The following is a 20,939-nucleotide window of genomic DNA, read 5'->3' as shown; positions in this document are numbered from 1 at the left end:
TATAATTGGAAATTAATTTAATTTTACAAAAAACTAATACGGTTTGGGAATCAGTAAAATCATTAAGATATGTCTGAAATTGAAGCATTACGGGCATTTGAGAATTTTTTAAAAACTGTCACCGAATGGGATGAGGAAGCTTTTCATGCTGCACAACCCTTTTTTGGAATCAGACATCTGAAAAAAGGTGACTATTTTGTTGAGGCTGATAAGACCTGCCGTTATTTTGGTTTTATTGCAAAAGGTCTTATGCGCGCCTATTTACTCCTGGATGGTGATGAAGTCACAACCTGTTTTTGTTCGGAAAATACATTTGCTACATCGACAACCAGCTTCATAACACAGACACCTTCATCCGTCAGCATTCAGGCTATGGAAGATACGGTTTTACTTACCATCAGCTGGGATCACCTGCACCAGCTCTATAAACAATATCCCTTCTGGATGAAGGTCGGGATGATCATCATCGAAAAAGAATTTATGAGCCTCGAGTGCCAGAGACAATGTTATGATACCCAAGCAGCTGAAGACAGATACATGTTACTCATGAAGGAAAATCCCGGTATTGTCAACCGCATACCGCTTCAATACATCGCTTCCTATCTTGGAATCACCCCTGAAACATTAAGCCGGATAAGAAAAAGAACAGCTCACCGCATTTCTTGATTTAGATCAAGAGTTTTACGTCAGCTCCTCCTGAAATTTGCATCGTTTCAGTGATGAATCATTTATTGTCAACCATTTATTTTAAGGAGGATTAAACCATGGTACTAAAAATTATTGATATCATTTTTTCAGGGATGATCGGATATGTTATTGATACCTTATATCACAACTGGCAATACCTGTTGATAAGTATATTGATCGCTGTGGGACTTGCTGTGTATATCAATCCCGCCAAGCTGAAGAGTTTGTTTTTACGGCGCTCGAAGCTGATGATCTTTAGCAGTGTCGGATTTGGAGCTTTTGCTTGCTTATATGATTGCCGGACCCGGCACCAGCCTCGGCGTCCTGGGAGGCCTGAGCCTGATCGTTAAGAAAAAGGTAATGTTCTTATATTTAGTCTTTATCTTTGCAGGAGCCGTATTGTCAGGATATTTTTATGACGGGCTGACAGTGCTTTTTTAATGATCCCCAAATTCTATCCCTATGGAAACAACACCACCAAAATCATTAGCCGAAATTAAGCGGCTTCGTAAACCTATACCTAATGTTAATGCCATCCACCGTCAGAAGTTATCCCGGATGGATAAACTGGCCATGTGGATAACCGAACATATCGGCACTATGGGTTTTTTTTTCATCATTTTCTTATGGACTTTGACATGGCTAGGCTGGAATACACTTGCCCCAAAAGGATGGCGTTATGATCCATTTCCGGCATTTGCCTTATGGCTCTTCATATCAAATATGATCCAGATTTTTCTCATGCCTCTGATCATGATCGGACAGAACCTTCAGTCAGATCACGCTGAGATCCGCGCTGAAGCCGACTTTGAGGTGAACACTAAAGCTGAAATAGAAATCGAGACCATCCTTCTGCATCTTGAGAATCAAAATAAGCTCATATTGCAGATTTTAGAGCAAATACGGAAAAATGATGTAAAAAAGAGTTGATATCACCAATATAGGTCAACTAAAATGAAAAATCTTTTAATGATATTACTATTTCTCGCTGGGTTTCAGGTCAATGCACAGAATCTCTTTCGCAGCGGCATCTTTCTGCATCATTCCACCGGGAACTGCATCTGGGGTCCGAACGGCAGCAGTACCAGCGTTCCCCAGGAAATGGAGGCTTATAATATTGCCCATGGATATTACGGTCAACAGGCGGTAACGATGAACGAAGAGTGGTGGGCACCTGATGACAACGAATGGATCACACAGCATGCTTTCTTTGAAGATCCCAGCCCCATTACCGGAATTGGATATTATCTGCCCGGCAATAAGATCATCGTGATCAAATCATGCTTTCCGTCCTCGGCGATCTCATACCCGGGTGTTCCGGAAGATACCCTGTATCCCGACATGAAGACCGTATATAATTATAAGTGGCACTGGCGGCATATCATCAACGTGATGAAATCACACCCGGACAATTTTTTTGTGATCTGGACCAATGCCCCGCTGGAGCCCAACTCCACCAACGTAGAAGAAGCTACTTTAGCGGATTCGTTCTGCACATGGGCAAAAGATACACTGGCCATGGGACTTGATCCTGAATTTGGGTCATTTCCACGGAATGTCTATGTCTTTGATTACTTCCATAAACTCACCGGTCCTGACGGAATGGAACTCCCAATGTATGCTGCCGGAGCCGGCGACAGCCACCCCAATGCCATGGCAACCGCCTTCGTTGCACCACAGTTTGTCGAGGAGATTTTCAATGCTTCGGTAGCCTATGAGACTTTATATGGAATACCGGTAATTAATGATCCTTATGAACTCTTTATAACAGCAACTCCGAATCCTTTCACAACGGAAATGGAAATCAAGTTCATAACTTCCGGAAAATATATCGCTAAGCTTGCCTTATTTGATGCATCAGGGAAACAATTGGAGATGATCTGGAGAGGACGCGAAAAAGGAGAGCACCGCATATATTTTTCATGTTCTGATCTTGCTCCCGGAAACTATTACTTAATGCTCATTGACGGGAATAATAAAAAATTAATTAAAATTATTCATTAAGCCCTATCCGTAGTTTTCAAGATTAACTCTTATATAATCAATTGATGATACTTAGTTTTCGTAACCTTCTGGAAGATATTTGTGAACTTGTTTTAGATTATTTCTCTTCTTCTTTCTTTGTCTACCACACTTTTTTTTATTTTCAAATTTGCATCTCAGCACCATGATTTAGCTTATTTACTCCACGGCCGTAGGGCCGCACCATCGCAACGCGACTGCGTCTGGTGCTATCTCACTCCGTTCGATTGCCCCGGCCAATCAGAATCTGTCCGGGGCACCGCACCAGCCAAGGTCGCTTATGCGATGGTTGAAATTTATTTGTGATGATATGGCCACCAGCCTCGTTAGAAGGAAATCAATCTAAAAAAGTTTGCATCCATAAGACAAATCTTTAATTACAGAACTATTTAATTTTATATTTCGGTTAACCCTTTATCCGTATTTTTGTCCGAATTTTTCCGCAAAATATCATGACAATCAAAAAAATCTTTCATCTTTCATTTTTCATCTTTTATCTTTCATTTATTTCTTACGCCCAGCAACCATCCCAGATCACCCGCCAGGAGTACATTCAAAAATTCAAGGATATCGCTATCCTGGAGATGATTACCTATAAGATCCCTGCAAGCATCATCATGGCTCAGGCATTGTTTGAGTCGGACAACGGCAACAGCCCCCTCGCCGTCAATGCCAACAACCATTTCGGCATCAAATGCCACAAGGAGTGGACCGGTAAAACGTACCTGTATGACGATGATCTGAAAAATGAATGCTTCAGGAAATACGATGACCCGCTTGACTCATACAGGGATCACTCTGAATTCCTGATCTCACGCGACCGTTACGACTCGCTGTTTTTTCTCGACATGACCGACTATAAAGGCTGGGCTTATGGACTGAAACGTGCCGGCTATGCCACCAGCCCCACCTATGCCCAGCAACTTATTAAGATTATCGAAGATAACCGGCTATATGAGCTCGATAATTACTTTGATAAGGAATATGAAGAAGAAATAACAGTCCTGGAAAAGAAAAAAATTGATGTCGGCAGGGAAATCATTCTACCCGACAATTTTGAGGCTGTCGCCCGGGGTCCCAACGGAAGGATGATCTATACCAACAATGGGGTGAAATTCACCTTTGCGCGGGGTACAGATACATTCTTTAAAATAGCCAATGATTTCACTATCCCAGTGTCGCGCCTCTTTAAGATGAATGAACTGACCCCTGACGATAAACTGCATGAGGGTGAGCCGGTTTACCTGCAGAAAAAAAAGAAACATGCTAAAAAAGGCTTTCATACCGTCGCTGCCGGTGAAACCCTGCACGCCATCGCACAGGAATATGCGGTGCGAATCAAGTCACTCTATAAAATAAACGGTATGGAAAAAGGCCAGGAACCAACCACCGGTCAAAAAATAATCATTGATCAATGATCAATGATCAATGATCATTGGTAATTGATAATTGAATATCATTTTTCCACTTCCGATAACCAGGTTATTGACTTTGTCATTATTCAGGCTACCAACGCAGAAAGGAGTATCGCCTTTAATTTCCGAACATGCATCTATCAGCCCGTTCCTGTTAAAAAGATATACCTTCTCATCATCACGTGTGACCACACCGAGAATCTTTTCTTTCGACGGCAGAGTGATGACCTCTGGTTTATCCCTGACTGGCTGTTCGAAATAATAGGTGAAGACCTGTTTTTTAAAGCGATTGAAGACGTAAAGGTCCGTGCTGTCGATGAAAATGAAATCCGGATCCTGATCGCCAGTGATATCCTCATAAATAAAGAAATGCGCAGCGGAGAAGTTCCTGAAGCTGGTTGTGCTGCAATTTTTTCCTTGTATATAGGCCAGGTCACCATTTGCCAGAGTGGTGAGGATGCTGCCCTTATTGTTTGTACGGTTAACGTAAAAGTCGGAATGATTGGCAAGTACCATATTGTCACCGGACCGGAATTTCACAGCGCCCTTCCGGTCGGTCATTATAACTGAGCCATCATCAATGGGGATTATGATAACACCTTCCTTCCCTATGACGAGGTACTGGAGGGAACGTGACACCGCACTTTCCGTAACCGGTGCTTTCCATCCTGCCGTTGCCTTACCACGTAGATCGATATTATGAATCAATCCATCTTCTCCGTTATAAAGTAGACGGTATGTTTTATTCCGGTCGAAATCAGCCAGCAGCATGCCATTGATAGCGCTGACTTTCAACTGGACCGGATAACCATCATTTATGATACCGTCGGCATCGATAACATATAGCTGGTCGGCAGTGTTGAAGATATAACTGACTTCGTTCTTTTTTGAGTTGTTGATCTGGTATATTTTACCCAGGACTGGTGAAGGGATTTTATTTTTCCATAAAATTTGGCCTGTTTCATCCAGCATGTAAAGGTTATCGGACTTATCCGAAACTATCACCATCATTTTACCTGTTAAGGGATTATCGAACAAAAATGGACCTGCTTCAACTACGGAATCCAGTTCCGTTCGCCAGACATACTTCTCATCTTCCTTAAAACCGGGATTATACATGAGAAAGACATTTGAATAGAAAAAACGGTCAAGGAAATTATATTGAATACTCAGTCCCTCAATTTTACGGAAGCTTTCACGGTTTTTCTCCAGCACGGATAACAGGTTGGAATGTACTACTGACTTTGCCAGTTCCAGCGACCTCCTGATATTCAAATAGCATAGTATAATATTCGATTCGGAAAGGTTTACGGCGAAGGTGTTGAAATTATCGTCATTTGCAAGTGTCCTTCTGTTTTGATGCGAATAGACAACATGTTGGAGTGCCGCTTCATTAAAGCTGAAAAGAACATAGTTTTCAAGGATGGAATAATATTCCGGACAGAAATCCGGAAAAAATGGTTTCAGTCTGTAGGCCAAAGGAATTTTTGTCGTCAGTTTCATAATCATTTTCCTATTGGTATCAGCCTGTAGTCCTCTTTTATCAGGAATGTCCATGCTGGTATCGGATAAAGATCGCAGGTCTCTGGTACATTCTTCAGGATTACCGATACCTATGGCCAGGATAAGATTACTGTCGGGAGGCGTTCCATTTTCTATGATTGCTAATCCGACTTCGTTTATACCCCAACCGGCCATTTCTTTTTCAATATCAACAGTTTTTTGAGTGATCAATGAGTTGATGATCTGTTCATAAATAAAAAGAGAGTCAGTCGCTTTAAGTTGTGCTTTAAACCGGTCCAGAAAATTGCCATAATCGTTTATGCAGATACTAAGGAAAAAAGCCGTATTATAAGGTAGGACATGAGGCATGCCGGATACTTCACCAGTCTGATCTTTAAAGATCTCAAGATAATAGCCGGATGTGTCACTGGCAGAAGTAAATCCGTTCATTACCCATTCTCGTCCAGTGATATTAAGGTCAAATTCTGACCATCCGGCAAAATTTTTAAAATATTTTGTCTGACCTGAATATTCATCATTAATAATGAGGCTCAGCAATAAGGGAAGCTGATGGTTATTTATGAAGATATTGGCGCTGGCATTTTTTCCCGCAGCATTCCTTAGCTCTGTAAATGCCGGATCTGCATAAGGCGGCATACCTGTTTTTATCTGGTCGATGGCTTGCTCAATGAGCAGTGGATGAAAGCTGCCTATAACAAGACCTCTGGTAAGAGTATAATAGAATTTATTGGCCGAATTGTGAAGTGTAACTGAAAAGATCGTTTTCTTTGCGTACGTCATGAATTTCTGCTGGCATGCCGGGCAGGAACGGTCAATGAATTTACGGATCTGTCCGGTCTTCCCCGGGTCGGACAGTTCAATAATATAAAGCAACGCCGGTCTGTCATCCACATCAGGGTGGACTGAAGCGATAAACCGACTCCCATTTAAAAGTGAGAATGCCTTTTCGTCAGCAGTGATCAATGAATCGAGCCAGGTAATGGTGCTGTCGAGCTTATTTATTTCATCTACTGTTGTAAGTTCTTTCCAGAGATCAGTTTCTGATAAAGTCGACCAGAACCGGAATGGATCGTTAGTCTCGAAAATGAGTGCAGCATTACCCGGAATGGCATTGAAGGCAGGTAGCGCTGTGTTTTTTAACCGGAAGAAATAAAAGTAAACGGTTGTAACTGAAACAATGATAACAAAAATTACTATGGGGATGAAAAAATGTCGTTTTTTGATTTCCATCGCGTCGGTGAAAGTGTTTAAAATCAGAGAACCTTGAATATGACCAAATTTAGATTAAAATTCCCGGATATGAATGTCAGAATACAAATTAAATCAACAAAAACCTGTTAATTCAGAATGATAACTCAAGTTGCTGTCCAAGGTTAAAACTCTTCCTGTGATGAGACGTAATGCCGTAATTTAAAATAGCCGCCTTATGTTCTTTTGTGGGGTATCCTTTATTTTCTTTCCAGTTATATATAGAAAAGTCATCATGAAGTTTTTCCATGTAATCATCTCTGTACGTTTTAGCAAGTATGGATGCGGCTGCAATGGATAAGTATTGTGCGTCACCGCGTATGATGCAGGAGTATGGGATATTTTTAAATGGACAGAACCGGTGTCCGTCAACAAGTATCCATTGAGGCATGATTGAAAGCTTTTCCAGTGCCCTGTGCATGGCTAGAAAAGAAGCATTCAGGATGTTTATCTCATCTATTTCTTCCGGGCTGGCACTTGCCACAGCCCATGCAAGCGCTGATTTTTCTATTTCCTGCCGTAAAATCTCTCTCTGGCTGGCATTAAGTTTTTTTGAATCATTGATGGCCGGATTGGCATAGTTCCTTGCAAAAATAACAGCAGCTGCAAATACCGGCCCTGCCAGGCACCCTCGCCCGGCTTCATCACAACCGGCCTCTGTTTTATCTACTGTAAAGTGTTGTATTAATGCCATATCATAACGAAATGGAGAGGGTCAAATGAAGATTTTCTCAAGTATGATTATGATAACTATCATTGTAAAAAATACCTCCGCCCAGATCACTTTTTTCAGGGCAGTAAAATAATAAGTCACAATGGCCGACAGAGCAATAAAAGCCATGGTGATATGGTAAATGAGGTTTCCTCTGGCATAGATTGTAGTCAGGAGTGAAATGATTAACAGATATACTAAAACAATAATTTTTTTTCGGATGCTGATGACTTTTCCTCCGGAATCATTCAGAAAACGATATGAAGAAATCAGAGTCAATAATGCCATCACTGCACCAAAGGCATAATTGAATCCATTGGATTTGAATTGGACAGGTTGTAGTTGTGTGAAAAACCGTATGTATTTTGTGTAAAAAAGTTCAAGTTTATCGAATACGAAGTAATATACCAAAAGGTAGATATATGGAGCTAGTGTGCCGATCCATACAATGATCCATTCCCTTGACTTTGATACACGGTAAATCAGGAATGAAATCCAGATGAAAATAAGAAAGAAAATGTATGGTAAATATATAATAGAGGCTATTGAGACGAGCATACTGGCATTAAAGTCATGCTGGTAAGTATCCTTTTCATTATAGATTTTCAGGATGATCCTCAGTGCCAGAACCAGGAACAGATTAGCTATCAGTACCGGATGCAACCTCAGCAGTGACGGATCAAAGCTCATCATAACACAGTAGACCAATACAACCAGGAAAGTATTGCCAGGGATTATTTTATTCTCTGTAAGAGCATAGTTTAGCAAATACGATTGGGTGAGAACCAGTATTAATGCGACAATGACATTGACAATTGAAGGCAGTCTGGAAAATCCAGTGACCACGATCTGGTAAAGTGGGGTGTTAAACTCAAAGCTTGCTGGTGGCTGTGGCGAGATAAAAGCATCGAGCCATAGCAAAACCACTACCAGTGAGAAGAAGATAAGCTGGAAACCAAAACCTGCTTTATAAAGCCGGATGATCATGTTATATATATTTCATCAGGTCGTGTCCAAGGTCTTTCCTGTAATATTTCCCTTCAAATCCGATCATTTGTGCATTTTTGCCGGATGTAGCCAAAGCTTCGGGGAGTGTCATGCCATACGACGTCACTGCAAGCACACGTCCTCCATTGGTGATAATTTTCCCGGTTTTTTCATCTTTTTTGCTTCCTGCATGGAAAACAATGCTGTCCATGATATGATCTAGACCTGTTATTTCCTTCCCTTTTTCATAATCTCCCGGGTAGCCTTTTGATACCAGCATGATAGCTGCACAATAACGGTGGTCTGTCACAACCTGACTTTCTACCAGCCTCCCTTTGGCGGTGGAATTAAAAAGTTCCAATAGATCCGATTTGATCCTTGGGAGGATACATTCGGCTTCCGGATCGCCCATCCTGACATTGTATTCAATCACATAAGGATCTCCCTGAACATTCATCAGACCAAAGAAGATAAATCCCTGATAAACTATTTTCTCTTGTGCCAGTCCTTTGATAGTTTGTTTGATAATTCTTTCCTCGACTTTTGCCATAAATCCGGCATCAGCAAAAGGCACTGGGGATATTGATCCCATACCACCGGTATTTGGTCCCGTGTCGTCCTCTCCAATCCGTTTATAATCTTTGGCAGAAGGCAATGTTTTGTATGTTTTGCCATCGGTAATGACAAAGGCTGACAGTTCAATACCGGAGAGATACTGTTCAATTATGACTTTTTTACCAGCGTCGCCGAACTTTTTATCCCTGATCATGGCATTGAGTTCAATGATAGCTTCATCGGCTGTAGCACATATGATTACTCCTTTACCGGCTGCCAGTCCATCAGCTTTCAGAACAAAAGGTGGGGTCAGGTGATGGATGAAATCGATACCGGCATCTTGGGTATCAAGTGTAAATGTACGATGAGCAGCAGTAGGGATACAATGTCTGTTCATGAATTCTTTCGCGAAATCCTTGCTCCCTTCCAGCATTGCACCGGTCTGTGAAGGCCCTATTACTGAAATATCTGAAGTCATGACGTCCTGTTTAAAGCTGTCCCATATACCTTCAACCAGTGGAGCTTCCGGCCCGACAACCACCATGGCTACGTTATTGTCGAGAGCGAACTTTTTCAAAGCCTTAAAGTCATTTAATGCGATGGTTACATTTGTTCCGCATAGCGCAGTACCGGCATTACCGGGCACGATGAACAGGCGTGAGAGCAGCGGGCTTTGTACCAGTTTCCAGGCCAGGGCATGTTCCCTGCCACCTGAACCAAGAAGCATGACATTCATGGTATATATGTTTTTTCAATCGATTCCCATAGCTTGTCGGCTGTCTTCTGCCAACTGAAAGATAGCCTCCTTAACCTTGCTTTTTCTATCAAATTCTTTCTTAGCGTTTCGTCCCTGGCCATTGCTATCATGGCATCAGTAATCGACTCCACTGAAAATGGATCGATAATCAATGCAGCATCACCGGCAACCTCCGGCATTGATGTTACACCCGACGTAATGACAGGTGTATCACAGTAAAATGCTTCAAGGATCGGGATACCAAATCCTTCGAAATAGGATACATAGGTCAAAGCCAGAGCACTCCCAAGTATATGGCTTAATTCAACAGAAGTCAGACGGCCTGTGAAGACCACCTCATCCCTGTACTTCATAGCGTTATATGTATCCTGTATGTCGGCAGTCCACCATTTTTTTGCACCTACAATGACCAGTTTAATGTTTGTTGGCATCTTTTCCCTGAATAAATCAAATGCCCTGAACAGGTTAACAAGGTTTTTGCGGGGATGCAACGCTCCGATAAAAATGAAAAATGGTGCACCACCGCAATATTTTTCCCTGGTCATTCTTTGAACCTCATCACTAACAGGTTTGTATTGCTCACCGGCCCCATTGTAAACGACATCGATTTTTTCGGGAGAAATACCGTAGAGTCTGATAATATCATTTTTCGAATATTCCGACACTGTTGCTATCCGCATAGCTTTATGGGCATACCTGGGAAAAAAATACCTGAAGTGTTTTCTGACCAGAAACGGAAGATCTTTCGGATAATGTTCAAAGTTCAGGTCATGCATGACGACCAGTGATTTAACAGGAGTTGCAAGGGAAAGATACCCATCGGTAGATAGAAATAAATCGGGTTTGATTTTGCTGAGCGCATAAGGAACTGAATACTCAAACCAGAGATAAAACAGAACCGGATGCCTGGCCTGTGGCGGAATGACAATAGGCTGTATATTATCTGAAAAAATAAAATCGTCGCTGTAAGACCTGTCGAATAAAAAAAAGAACTGGTGTTCCGGATGACCAGTGGTAATCCTCTTTAATGATTCATAGGTGAACCAACCGATCCCTTCCATCTTATTTTTTAGCAGAAGGCGCGTATTTACAGCTATTTTCAATGAATTGGCTTGATTTTAAGGTCTACATCCAAAAAGTGACCTGGCGAACATTGCAAACTGAAATAATATGGTATCTTTGGAACAAATATGCGAATTTTTTATGAAGGAGGGAATAAAAAAAATTTTGCAGGCCATTCTTGGTTTTAAAACCTATCTCTTCATATTTTCTCTCTTTACAATAGTCACTTTAAAGTGGAAAAAAGATGAAAGCGCCTTTCTGGATTTTCTTGAACTTGTCCCTGATGATGGCATAGTCCTTGACATTGGCGCCAATATTGGTGTGATGACTGTCCATTTTGCACGTCGTCTACAACATTCTCAGGTCCATGCATTTGAGCCTATTCCACAGAATATTAGAACATTGAAACGTATTATCCGGTTTTTTGGATTGAAAAATGTCCGCGTCCATGAAACAGCTGTCGGCAATTCAGAAGGTCATATCCATATGGTCATGCCTGTTGTACATTCGGTAAGATTGCAGGGATTGAGTCATGTGATAGATGAAGATTATGTGGAACTGAATGACGGCGAAAAGTACCTGATGCCATTGCACAGCCTCGATTCCTATGATGAATTCAAAAATATTAACTCCCCTGTCATTGCTATAAAAATTGATGTGGAAGGCTATGAGTATTATGTCCTGGATGGAGCAAGGCAACTGCTAAACCGGCATAAACCACTGGTATATTGTGAATTGTGGGATGATAAAAAAAGGGATACCTGTCTCCGGCTGATGCATGATGCAGGTTATGCCATTTGGATTCGGGATAAAAAACATCTGGTCCCTTTCGATAGAAACATCCACCATACCGAAAATTTCTTTTTCATTCCTGAAGGCAGAACTCTTTAACCGGCGTCGTCATGCAAAAGAAATTCATTACAAATCTCGGACTGATATTATTACTCAATTTCCTGGTTAAACCATTCTGGATATTTGGTATTGACTTAACTGTCCAGAATTTGCTCAGTACGGATTATGGTTTTTATTTCGCTGTGTTCAATTTTTCTTTTCTTTTCAATATGCTCCTTGACCTGGGCATAACCAATTTTAATAATAGAAACATCGCCCAGAACAGCCAACTCCTCAATAAACATTTTTCCAGAATAATGGTACTTAAACTCTTGTTGGCTGTTGTGTATTTAGTTGTGACTTTTGGTATTGCCCTTATTATTGGGTACCATGGACGCCAGCTTAAATTTTTATTGTTGTTGGGAGCTAATCAATTCCTGATTTCTTTGATTTTTTATCTCCGTTCAAATATTTCCGGATTATTACTTTTTAAGACCGATAGCTTCCTGTCGGTGCTTGATAGGATTTTGATGATTATTTTTTGCTCCCTGTTGCTTTGGGGGAATATAACAAGTGAACCTTTTCGCATCGAATGGTTCATTTACATACAGACTCTGGCATATAGTCTTACTGCCCTTACAGCTCTTGGTATCGTTATTAAAAAATCGGCATTTAAAAGGTTATCATGGAACCGGCCTTTTTTTATAATGATTATCAAGAAAAGCTTTCCATTTGCTCTTCTGGTATTGCTTATGACGTTTTATAACCGGATTGATTCGGTATTGATTGAGAGGTTATTACCGGATGCAAAAGGCGCAGAGCAGGTCACGGTTTACGCCTCAGCCTTCCGGTTACTGGATGCAACTAACATGATTGCCTTTCTATTCTCCGTATTGCTGATACCCATTTTTTCACGTATGATAAAAAACAGGGAATCTGTCGAAGAAATGGTCAGGCTGTCATTCACACTTCTGATTACAATTGCCATCATTGTTGCTGCTGGTTCCTTCTTTTTCAGCCATGAACTGATGAATCTGCTGTACCGTGAGCATATCGATGAATCATCGGGTGTTTTCAGGTTGCTGATGCTGGGCTTTGTGGCTATCTCTACAACTTATGTTTTTGGTTCTTTACTTACTGCTAATGGCAGTCTGATGCAGCTGAACATCATCGCGGCATGCAGCATGATCATCAGCCTGACGCTTAATATAATCCTTATCCCAAGGCTTCAGGCTATCGGATCAGCTTATGCCAGCATCATCACCCAGTATCTGTCAGCAGTTGTCCAGATTATTGTTGCACAATACCTGTTCAGGTTCCGGATCAACATCCGGTATCTGTCGACCCTTGGAATTTTTGTACTTGGTGTTATTGGTATAAATTTGTTGACACACCGGCTTGGTTATTCCTGGTTAATTAATTTTAGCATTATGCTGGTGGGATCTTTCGTGTTTGCAGCACTTCTCCGCTTATTGAGTGTCCGCAGTCTGATTAATATTTTAAAGCACGGCTAAAAGGGCTTCTCACTCCCTTTGCCAAATTGTCAAAATAAATATCCTTTTCTTTTTCAAAAATTTATAATTTTGACTACTCAAAACTAACATCGTATGGCTGAAAAATTTACTGAGGAAAAAGATTTTGATTCATCGAATTTTATTCTGTTTCTGATTGTATGGCGGAAACCTGTCCTAATCATCTCAATTTTGGCTTTTGTGCTCTCTGTTATTTTTTCTTCACCATGGTTTATAACTCCTTTGTACAAATCAACAGTGGTGATGTATCCCACCTCTGTCAGTTCTATTTCAAAAGCTCTTTTAAGTGAAACATATGGAGGTAAAGAGGATATTCTAGCCTTCGGTGAGGATGAACAAACTGAACAAATGCTGCAGATTTTGAACTCGAATCGCATAAGGGACCGCATCATCCAGAAATTTGATCTGATGAAGCATTATAATATTGATCCCAATTCAAGATTTAAGCTTACAAAACTTTACGATCAATATGAAAGCAATATAACATACCGCCGCACGGAATATAATGCTGTGAAAATTATTGTTTTGGATAAAGATCCTCAATTAGCTGCAAACATTGCCAATGATATCTCCAATCTTCTTGACTCGGTAAAGATCGACATGCAGAAGCAGCGTGCCATCAAAGGATTTAAGATCGTCAAAGCCGAGTATTTGCAGAGGATGGATGAAATTCAACAGATGGAGGATTCACTCACTGAACTGAGGAAAAAAGGTGTTCATGACTATGAAACACAGGCTGAGATGATAAACCAGCAATTGGCTATCGAGATTGCTAAAAATAACACTTCCGGCATCAGGGCACTTGAAAGGAAACTGGATACTTTGGCCAAATATGGCGGACCCTATGTTTCATTGAGGGATGCTTTGGAACATGAGAAAAAACAGTTTAGCGTTCTGAAGACAAAATATGAAGAGGCTAAGGTCGACGCTGAAGAGGAACTTCCCCAGAAATTCGTTGTCAGTAGCGCATATTCAGCCGAAAAAAAATCATACCCCTTACGATGGCTTATTGTCTTGGTTTCGACTGTTTCAGCATTTCTGGTGACCCTGCTCGTCATTATCACCATTGATAATGTCACCAAGGGGAAACTATTTGATTCTAAAAAAAAAAGTCTGAGTTACAACCTTAATTTCTGGCCGAATTTTCAAACTCTTTTTCTGCCGGGAAATGTCAAGACAAATATTAAAGAGACTAATAAAGCGGGTGAGAATAAATCCAGAGTAGCTGATGAAAAAAAGACAAAAACTTATAATGAAGAAAAGACCAGAATAATCAAAGAAGAAACAACTGGATCGACGAATGGAAAGAATACAGAAATAACAGAAAAAAAAGAAAATCAAACTACCAATATCACATTTGACATGGAGAATATCTTAAACAATATCAACCTGCTGCGAATCGTATTCAAATGGAAGTGGCATATAATCATACTCTGTGTTTTGGCGGGGTTACTGGCGGCCATCTTTTCGGGTCCATTCTTTATTAAGCCCAGATTTAAATCGGTAGCTGTTGTTTATCCTTCGAATATTGCCCCATATTCTGATGAAAGCGAAACAGAGCAGATGATTCAATGGTTTAATTCTAAAGATATTAAAGACAGTGTCATTAAAAAGTTTAACCTGGCAAAACATTACAGGATTGATTCCAGCTATAAGTACTTCTATTCTACGATGATGTACAAGTACGGCAAAAATGTCAAGATAAATAAAACAATGTACGAATCGGTCGAAATTGAAGTCATGGATTCTGATCCCAGGATGGCTTATGATATTGTAAATGCAATTTTAGATTTCTATAATCTGAAGATAAGAAAGATTCACCGTGATAAGTACAACGAGGTGGTGACCATAGCAAAGCAAATGCTCGACATGACAAAGAATGAGCTGGATACTGTCGAAAGGAATCTTTATGACCTGAGAACACGGTACCAGATTGTTGATTATGCCAATCAAACGCGGGAAGTAGCCCGGGGATATCTTAGAACTGTTGACGGAACAGATGCTGCAAAAAATATCAACTTTACCGAAGTGGCTAAACTTAAAAAAGCCATTGAAGAGAAAGGTGGGGTATTTATTTACAATAACACACGCATGTATGATCTACTCAGGCTTTATTCCATTTTTCAGGAAGAGTATGACAGAGCCTATTACAATGCGACAAAGGAATTTACATATACAAATATTGTTTCACCGCCTGTCATTGCAGATAAAAAATCATATCCTGTGCGCTGGCTGATGGTTTTCTATTCCGTAACCGTCACTCTTCTACTTTCCCTGATTATAATTGTAATCGTCGAGAACAGGCACTATTACCAGGTGAAAACCTCTGATACCAGAGCTTCTGCACCTCCGGGCAATCAGGCATAGAAATAATGAACATGTCAATAAGTTAAATATTCTTCATTTTGATAGAAAAAATCAAATTAAAATGGGTTTATATTTTCAGCATACTTTTCGTCATGCTGAATGTGGTATTGATCCTGAAGGAATATTTTTTCATTTCTATTCTGATTCCTGTTGCCATCATCATTGGCATTCTGTATATTTTTTTTCTGGATAAGCTGATTTTTTTGATTGTTTTTCTAACCCCCGTTGCTATCAATGTACGAAATATTGATATGGGACTCGGCATCTCCCTGCCGACAGAACCTTTGCTCTTCGGTGTGCTCATTCTATTTATCCTGAGGGGTTTATATAAAAATAATTTTGATAGCAAGGTACTTAAACATCCGGTTTCCATCTTCATTTTAATCAGTCTTGTCTGGATTTTTCTTACCAGCCTTACCAGTGAAATAAGGTTGGTGTCCTTTAAGTTTCTTATCGCTCGTCTCTGGTTTATTATTCCGATTTATTTCATTGGCATACAGTTATTCAGGAAATTTGGCAATATTAAAACGTTTAGTTGGGTTTATGTGATTCCTCTCCTCGGTATTATTGCATATACCGTTCGCAACCATGCTTTGCAGGGTTTTGATGAAGAAGCCGGTCATTGGGTGATGACACCGTTTTACAATGACCATACGGCCTGGGGTGCTATTCTTACTATTTTTATTCCTGTTTTTATCGGATTCTCGTTTAATAGGCAATCCTCTAAAACGCTCCGACTTGTAGCTTTGCTGATTACGGTCATATTACTCGTTGCTCTGTACCTTTCTTTTAGCCGTGCTGCATGGATAAGCCTTGCTGTGGCTGCCCTGTTATACCTTATTATCGTTTTCCGGATTAAATTTCGCTGGATATTGCTGACTGTCGCTTTGCTGGTTGGTATCTTCTTTACATTTAAATGGCAAATTCTTGATGCCCTTGAGAAAAACAAGCAGGATACATCAACCAATTTTATAGAACATGTTCAATCCATTGTCAATATATCTTCCGATGCTTCAAATCTGGAAAGAATAAACCGCTGGCAGTCTGCCATCCGGATGTTCCATGAGCGGCCTTTCTTTGGATGGGGACCGGGCACTTACCAGTTCTTGTATGCACCATTTCAAAGAACAAAAGAGAAGACCATTATAAGTACCAATTTCGGAGATCTTGGCAATGCGCATAGTGAATATATTGGACCCCTTGCCGAATCGGGCGTGATCGGCATGCTTACCATGGTGGGTATAGTTATTTCATTTTTTATCACCGGCCTCAGGATTTACAAAAAAGCTCAATCAAGAGAAGTAAAAATGCTGAGTCTTGTCACAGTACTCAGTCTTTCAACATATTTTGTGCACGGATTACTGAATAACTTCCTCGATACGGACAAATTATCGATACCGGTCTGGGGATTTATCGCCATTCTTGTTGCATTGGATGTCTATCACCTCGATAGAAAAGATGAGGCACGGGCTGGCATTCAACAGGTAGATGCTGATTATCCCCATGACAATGACCGGCCAAAGACAGGGTAGGATGGATGCTTATTAAATCTGCTTTCTGATCTTACAGATTCAGTTTTTTATAGATTTCCGGTAATTTTTTAAGTAGAGCGATTTCACGCCATTTTTTGCGGACTTCATCAGCGGGGATACCGAAATATACCTTGCCTCCCTCAAGCGACTTTTCTGTGCCGGTTGTCGCTAAAAGAACTGCACCTTTGCCAATAACTATGTTTTTATTGATAGCCACCATAGCCCAAAGTATGACATCATCCTCAATTGTGGTCGCACCTGCAATAGCCGAGTGGGCGCCGATGAGGCAATTCCGGCCAATCTGTGTGTCATGTCCTACCTGGACATGATTGTCGAATTTTGTGCCCTTTCCAATGCATGTATCACCTGAAACGCCTTTATCGATGGAACACAGGGCACCTATTTCAACATCATCCTCAATGACCACCCTTCCGCACGATTCCAGTTTTCTGTAACCTTCCGGTTTTCTCTGGTAATAATACGCATCAGCACCTATGACCGAGTTGGCATGAATGACAACCCGATCGCCTATCTCGCAATGATCATAAATGCTGACATTAGAGTGGATGATGCAGTCTTTGCCAATTTTTACATAATTACCAATGAATGCACCCGGCTGAATAACTGTGCCTTCACCAATTTCTGCCTTCTCACTGATGGTACGATCGCATCCATTGAAAGGCCGGAATTTTTTCGCAAGAAAAACATACGAGGCAAAAGGATCTTCGCAAATGAGCAATCCTTTGCCATCAGGTAGCGTAACATTCTTATTGATGACTATTGTCGTAGCCCTTGACTGCAATGCTTTAGAATAATATTTCGGATGGTCTACAAAAGTGAGATCCCCGGCTTCAACCATATGAATTTCGTTAATGCCGGTTATCAAATGATCCGGATCACCTTTATATTCTGCACCAATAAGAATTGCAGCTTGCTTAAGCGTTAGGGGAGGAGTTATCTTCATATTGATATGTTTTCTCTTATTTCACCCTTTCCCCATATTCTCCGGTGCGGGTATCAACTTTGATTTTCTCACCGGCATTAATGAAAAGAGGTACTTTAACGGTGGCACCTGTTTCGACTGTAGCCTCTTTTTGGGCATTGGTAGCCGTATTTCCCCTGAAGCCCGGTTCAGTGTATATTATTTCCAGGACTACAAATGCAGGTAATTCACAATATAACGGAGTTTCAGTATCAGCATGAAAGACAATCTCTGCTTCCTGTCCTTCCTTGAGCAATCCCGGTGCATTGATCAATTCTTCAGGAATAGGAATTTGTTCAAAGGTCTCACTATGCATGAAGTGGTATCCGGTATCGTCCTTATAAAGGAACTGGTACGGTCTTCTTTCCACACGGGCGATATCCACTTTTTCGCCGGCATCAAATGTATGCTGAATAACCTTGCCGCTCTTCAGGCTTTTAAGTTTTGTCCTGACAAATGCGGGACCTTTACCAGGTTTTACATGCTGAAATTCAACGATAGTATATAAACCGTCAAATATATCAAGGCACAATCCATTTCTGAAATCTGCTGTTGTTGCCATATGCTGATGATTGTTAGTGAAGAATGAAAACGGAGTGCAAAGATAATTAAAAATTTAAATGTGCAAATCGCTGTTAGCAGAATAACACAGGTGACAACGTACGTCGTTATGATTTAATTTTTGCCAGATAACTTATAATTTCATTCCTCACGTATTGAGCATTGTATCCAAATTTTTCATCCAGGACAGCGGCTGGGGCCGAATAACCGAAATGATCAAGGCCCATCACAGTTCCTTTATCTCCGGTCAAACCTCGAAGTGTCACCGGTAATCCTGCAGTCAGCCCAAAAACAGGCGTATCCCGCGGTATCACCTGATTCTGATAAGATAAATCCTGTTTCCGGAACAAGCCTTCAGAAAGGACCGACACGACCTGGATATCAAGTCCATTTTCCTTAATGAGCAATTTTGCAGCTTCAAATAGCGTCGATACTTCACTGCCACTACCGACCAGCACGATATCCGGCCTGGCTCTGGCACGGAGAATGCAATAGGCTCCTTTCTGGGCTTCCAGGGCAGTGTTAAAACGTGTACGATCCGGTGGTGATGGCAGATCTTTAACAGATTGACGGGACAGGATTAACGCTGTCGGCGAAGTGGCATTCCAGAGTGCCATTTTCCATGCCACAAGCGTTTCATTGGAATCAGCAGGACGGAGGACCAGCACACTATTCTCGCCGGCATGATTCTTAATATGTTCCATTAATCTGATCTGAGCTTCATGTTCTACTGGCTGGTGTGTCGGACCATCTTCGCCAACACGGAAGGAATCATGTGTCCAGATATATATAACCGGTATTCCCATCAGGGCCGCCAGCCGGATGGCGGGTTTCATATAATCGGAGAATACGAAAAAAGTCCCGCATGCCACAAATACTCCGCCATGCAATGAAATTCCATTGGCTATGGCAGCCATGGTCAATTCTGAAACTCCTGCATGAAGAAAATTACCCGAAAAATCATGTGTTCTGAATGCTTTGGTACGCTGCAGAAATCCATCAGTCTTATCGCTGGTTGCCAGGTCGGCCGATATAACAATCATATTTTCGACAACTTGTCCGAGAAGGTCCAGCACCTTGCCTGAAGCCATTCTTGTCGCCATGCCAGGTTTCAGTTCAATACTTTCAAAGTTTATTTCTGGCATTTGCCGTGAAAGAAAACGTGAGAGTTTTCCGGCTAGGTAAGGATTCTGAGTAACCCACTGGGACTGATTTTTTTTTCTTGCCTGTGCATCCTTTATTTTTGTTTCCCTTACTTTTTCACAGTATTCTTTTACCTCCGGGAAAATGCCAAAAGGATCATCTGGATTTCCTCCAAGATTTAAAATAGTTTTTTCAACCGATACACCAGCCTTACTCAATGGCTGCCCGTGTGTTTCATATTGTTTTTCAAAGCTTTTACCTTCAGGTGTCAGGGCTCCTTTGCCCATAACAGTCTTGCCTATGATCAGCGTTGGTTTTTTCTTCTCTGTGCCGGCTAACCGCAATGCATTTCTTATCTGCCCCGTGTCGTTGCCATCAATAGTCATGACATTCCATCCCCAGGCTTCATATTTTTTTGCCGTATCCTCCAGTGTGACCGCATCTGTATTGGTAGAGAGCTGGACATCATTTGAATCATAAAACATGATGAGATTATAAAGTCCGAGATAACCGGCAATTCTTCCGGCTCCCTGTGATATCTCTTCCTGTATGCCTCCATCAGAGATAAATGTGTAAATCTTATGTTCAAACCAATCGCCAAAGCGTACTGAAAGGAATCGCTCCGCCAGGGCGGCGCCCACAGCCATGGCATGCCCTTGTCCCAATGGACCCGAAGTGTTTTCTATTCCTCTGTTCACATCTAATTCCGGATGTCCCGGTGTTGGACTGCCCCATTGCCTGAATTGTTTCAGTTCTTCTATGGTGTATATCCCCATCAGAGTAAGAACAGAATATAGCATGGGTGACATATGCCCCGGATCAAGAAAGAAACGGTCACGTAATGGCCAGTTCATCTCACCCGGATCAAAACGGAGAAATTCAGTGAAAAGAATAGTGATAAAATCTGCTCCACCCATCGCTCCGCCAGGGTGGCCCGACTGGGCCTTTTCGACCATCGCAGCAGATAATATCCTGATATTATCTGCAACCTTTACTGGAATGCTTTTGATCATATTGGAAAC

Annotated in this window: 17 protein-coding genes; 9 read left to right on the top strand and 8 right to left on the bottom strand. The window is 41.2% G+C overall.

What is annotated here, in order from left to right; genetic code table 11:
• Nucleotides 1-69: 69 nt before the first annotated feature.
• The 5 genes from NT175_04675 to NT175_04655 all read left to right on the top strand — a co-directional run bounded on the left by NT175_04675 (nucleotide 70) and on the right by NT175_04655 (nucleotide 4,127).
• Nucleotides 70-666, top strand: a complete 597-nt coding sequence (locus NT175_04675; GenBank protein MCX6234008.1) for a Crp/Fnr family transcriptional regulator — start codon at nucleotides 70-72, stop codon at nucleotides 664-666.
• Between the two features lie 291 nt (nucleotides 667-957).
• Nucleotides 958-1,128: a hypothetical protein gene (locus NT175_04670; protein ID MCX6234007.1), complete on the top strand. Its 171-nt coding sequence runs from the start codon at nucleotides 958-960 to the stop codon at nucleotides 1,126-1,128.
• Nucleotides 1,129-1,149: 21 nt separating this feature from the next.
• Nucleotides 1,150-1,617 (top strand): DUF1003 domain-containing protein, encoded by a 468-nt coding sequence (locus tag NT175_04665; protein ID MCX6234006.1) that lies wholly within the window; start codon nucleotides 1,150-1,152, stop codon nucleotides 1,615-1,617.
• A 24-nt stretch (nucleotides 1,618-1,641) separates the two neighbouring features.
• The gene (locus NT175_04660; GenBank protein MCX6234005.1) at nucleotides 1,642-2,691 is read left to right on the top strand and encodes a T9SS type A sorting domain-containing protein; all 1,050 of its coding nucleotides are present in this window, start codon (nucleotides 1,642-1,644) and stop codon (nucleotides 2,689-2,691) included.
• Nucleotides 2,692-3,161: 470 nt separating this feature from the next.
• A complete protein-coding gene (locus NT175_04655; protein ID MCX6234004.1) occupies nucleotides 3,162-4,127 on the top strand; it encodes a glucosaminidase domain-containing protein in 966 nt (321 codons plus the stop codon).
• Here NT175_04655 and NT175_04650 read toward each other — a convergent pair whose 3' ends face one another.
• The 5 genes from NT175_04650 to NT175_04630 form a co-directional block, all read right to left on the bottom strand.
• Nucleotides 4,128-6,878 (bottom strand): DUF3352 domain-containing protein, encoded by a 2,751-nt coding sequence (locus NT175_04650; protein MCX6234003.1) that lies wholly within the window; start codon nucleotides 6,876-6,878, stop codon nucleotides 4,128-4,130.
• A 112-nt stretch (nucleotides 6,879-6,990) separates the two neighbouring features.
• Complete coding sequence (locus tag NT175_04645; GenBank protein MCX6234002.1) at nucleotides 6,991-7,590, bottom strand: ribonuclease HII; 600 nt, start codon at nucleotides 7,588-7,590, stop codon at nucleotides 6,991-6,993.
• A gap of 21 nt (nucleotides 7,591-7,611) precedes the next feature.
• Entirely contained in the window at nucleotides 7,612-8,595 is a 984-nt protein-coding gene (locus NT175_04640) for a DUF6427 family protein (protein ID MCX6234001.1), read from the bottom strand.
• Nucleotide 8,596: 1 nt separating this feature from the next.
• On the bottom strand, nucleotides 8,597-9,886 hold the full coding sequence (gene purD / locus NT175_04635; protein ID MCX6234000.1) for a phosphoribosylamine--glycine ligase: 1,290 nt from the start codon (nucleotides 9,884-9,886) through the stop codon (nucleotides 8,597-8,599).
• Nucleotides 9,883-11,010: a glycosyltransferase family 1 protein gene (locus NT175_04630; protein MCX6233999.1), complete on the bottom strand. Its 1,128-nt coding sequence runs from the start codon at nucleotides 11,008-11,010 to the stop codon at nucleotides 9,883-9,885. Before NT175_04630 ends, purD begins: the two co-directional genes overlap by 4 nt.
• 100 nt (nucleotides 11,011-11,110) lie before the next feature.
• On the opposite strand from NT175_04630, the gene NT175_04625 reads away from it, so the two are divergent.
• The 4 genes from NT175_04625 to NT175_04610 all read left to right on the top strand — a co-directional run bounded on the left by NT175_04625 (nucleotide 11,111) and on the right by NT175_04610 (nucleotide 17,231).
• Nucleotides 11,111-11,860 (top strand): FkbM family methyltransferase, encoded by a 750-nt coding sequence (locus NT175_04625; protein MCX6233998.1) that lies wholly within the window; start codon nucleotides 11,111-11,113, stop codon nucleotides 11,858-11,860.
• An 11-nt stretch (nucleotides 11,861-11,871) separates the two neighbouring features.
• On the top strand, nucleotides 11,872-13,314 hold the full coding sequence (locus NT175_04620; protein MCX6233997.1) for a polysaccharide biosynthesis C-terminal domain-containing protein: 1,443 nt from the start codon (nucleotides 11,872-11,874) through the stop codon (nucleotides 13,312-13,314).
• 93 nt (nucleotides 13,315-13,407) lie between these two features.
• A complete protein-coding gene (locus NT175_04615; GenBank protein ID MCX6233996.1) occupies nucleotides 13,408-15,699 on the top strand; it encodes a Wzz/FepE/Etk N-terminal domain-containing protein in 2,292 nt (763 codons plus the stop codon).
• 38 nt (nucleotides 15,700-15,737) lie between these two features.
• A complete protein-coding gene (locus NT175_04610) occupies nucleotides 15,738-17,231 on the top strand; it encodes an O-antigen ligase family protein (protein ID MCX6233995.1) in 1,494 nt (497 codons plus the stop codon).
• Between the two features lie 31 nt (nucleotides 17,232-17,262).
• On the opposite strand, the gene NT175_04605 is transcribed toward NT175_04610, so the two are convergent.
• The 3 genes from NT175_04605 to NT175_04595 form a co-directional block, all read right to left on the bottom strand.
• Nucleotides 17,263-18,195 carry a UDP-3-O-(3-hydroxymyristoyl)glucosamine N-acyltransferase gene (locus NT175_04605; GenBank protein MCX6233994.1) on the bottom strand — a complete coding sequence of 311 codons (933 nt, stop codon included), beginning with the start codon at nucleotides 18,193-18,195 and terminating at the stop codon, nucleotides 17,263-17,265.
• Between the two features lie 16 nt (nucleotides 18,196-18,211).
• Nucleotides 18,212-18,775, bottom strand: a complete 564-nt coding sequence (gene efp / locus NT175_04600; protein ID MCX6233993.1) for an elongation factor P — start codon at nucleotides 18,773-18,775, stop codon at nucleotides 18,212-18,214.
• Between the two features lie 106 nt (nucleotides 18,776-18,881).
• The gene (locus NT175_04595; protein ID MCX6233992.1) at nucleotides 18,882-20,930 is read right to left on the bottom strand and encodes a transketolase; all 2,049 of its coding nucleotides are present in this window, start codon (nucleotides 20,928-20,930) and stop codon (nucleotides 18,882-18,884) included.
• Nucleotides 20,931-20,939: the final 9 nt, after the last annotated feature.

It is taken from the genome of Bacteroidota bacterium (assembly GCA_026391695.1).
Taxonomy (GTDB): Bacteria; Bacteroidota; Bacteroidia; order Bacteroidales; family JAGONC01; genus JAPLDP01.
The sequence above is the reverse complement of the archived record's forward strand: the minus strand, read 5'-3'. Positions and strand labels throughout refer to the sequence as shown.

Coding starts and splice junctions, on each gene's coding strand:
- NT175_04675 (MCX6234008.1), top strand. CDS start 70: ATGTCTGAAATTGAAGCATTACGGGCATTTGAGAATTTTTTAAAAACT.
- NT175_04665 (MCX6234006.1), top strand. CDS start 1,150: ATGGAAACAACACCACCAAAATCATTAGCCGAAATTAAGCGGCTTCGT.
- NT175_04660 (MCX6234005.1), top strand. CDS start 1,642: ATGAAAAATCTTTTAATGATATTACTATTTCTCGCTGGGTTTCAGGTC.
- NT175_04655 (MCX6234004.1), top strand. CDS start 3,162: ATGACAATCAAAAAAATCTTTCATCTTTCATTTTTCATCTTTTATCTT.
- NT175_04650 (MCX6234003.1), bottom strand. CDS start 6,878: ATGGAAATCAAAAAACGACATTTTTTCATCCCCATAGTAATTTTTGTT.
- NT175_04645 (MCX6234002.1), bottom strand. CDS start 7,590: ATGGCATTAATACAACACTTTACAGTAGATAAAACAGAGGCCGGTTGT.
- NT175_04640 (MCX6234001.1), bottom strand. CDS start 8,595: ATGATCATCCGGCTTTATAAAGCAGGTTTTGGTTTCCAGCTTATCTTC.
- purD (MCX6234000.1), bottom strand. CDS start 9,886: ATGAATGTCATGCTTCTTGGTTCAGGTGGCAGGGAACATGCCCTGGCC.
- NT175_04625 (MCX6233998.1), top strand. CDS start 11,111: ATGAAGGAGGGAATAAAAAAAATTTTGCAGGCCATTCTTGGTTTTAAA.
- NT175_04620 (MCX6233997.1), top strand. CDS start 11,872: ATGCAAAAGAAATTCATTACAAATCTCGGACTGATATTATTACTCAAT.
- NT175_04615 (MCX6233996.1), top strand. CDS start 13,408: ATGGCTGAAAAATTTACTGAGGAAAAAGATTTTGATTCATCGAATTTT.
- NT175_04605 (MCX6233994.1), bottom strand. CDS start 18,195: ATGAAGATAACTCCTCCCCTAACGCTTAAGCAAGCTGCAATTCTTATT.
- efp (MCX6233993.1), bottom strand. CDS start 18,775: ATGGCAACAACAGCAGATTTCAGAAATGGATTGTGCCTTGATATATTT.
- NT175_04595 (MCX6233992.1), bottom strand. CDS start 20,930: ATGATCAAAAGCATTCCAGTAAAGGTTGCAGATAATATCAGGATATTA.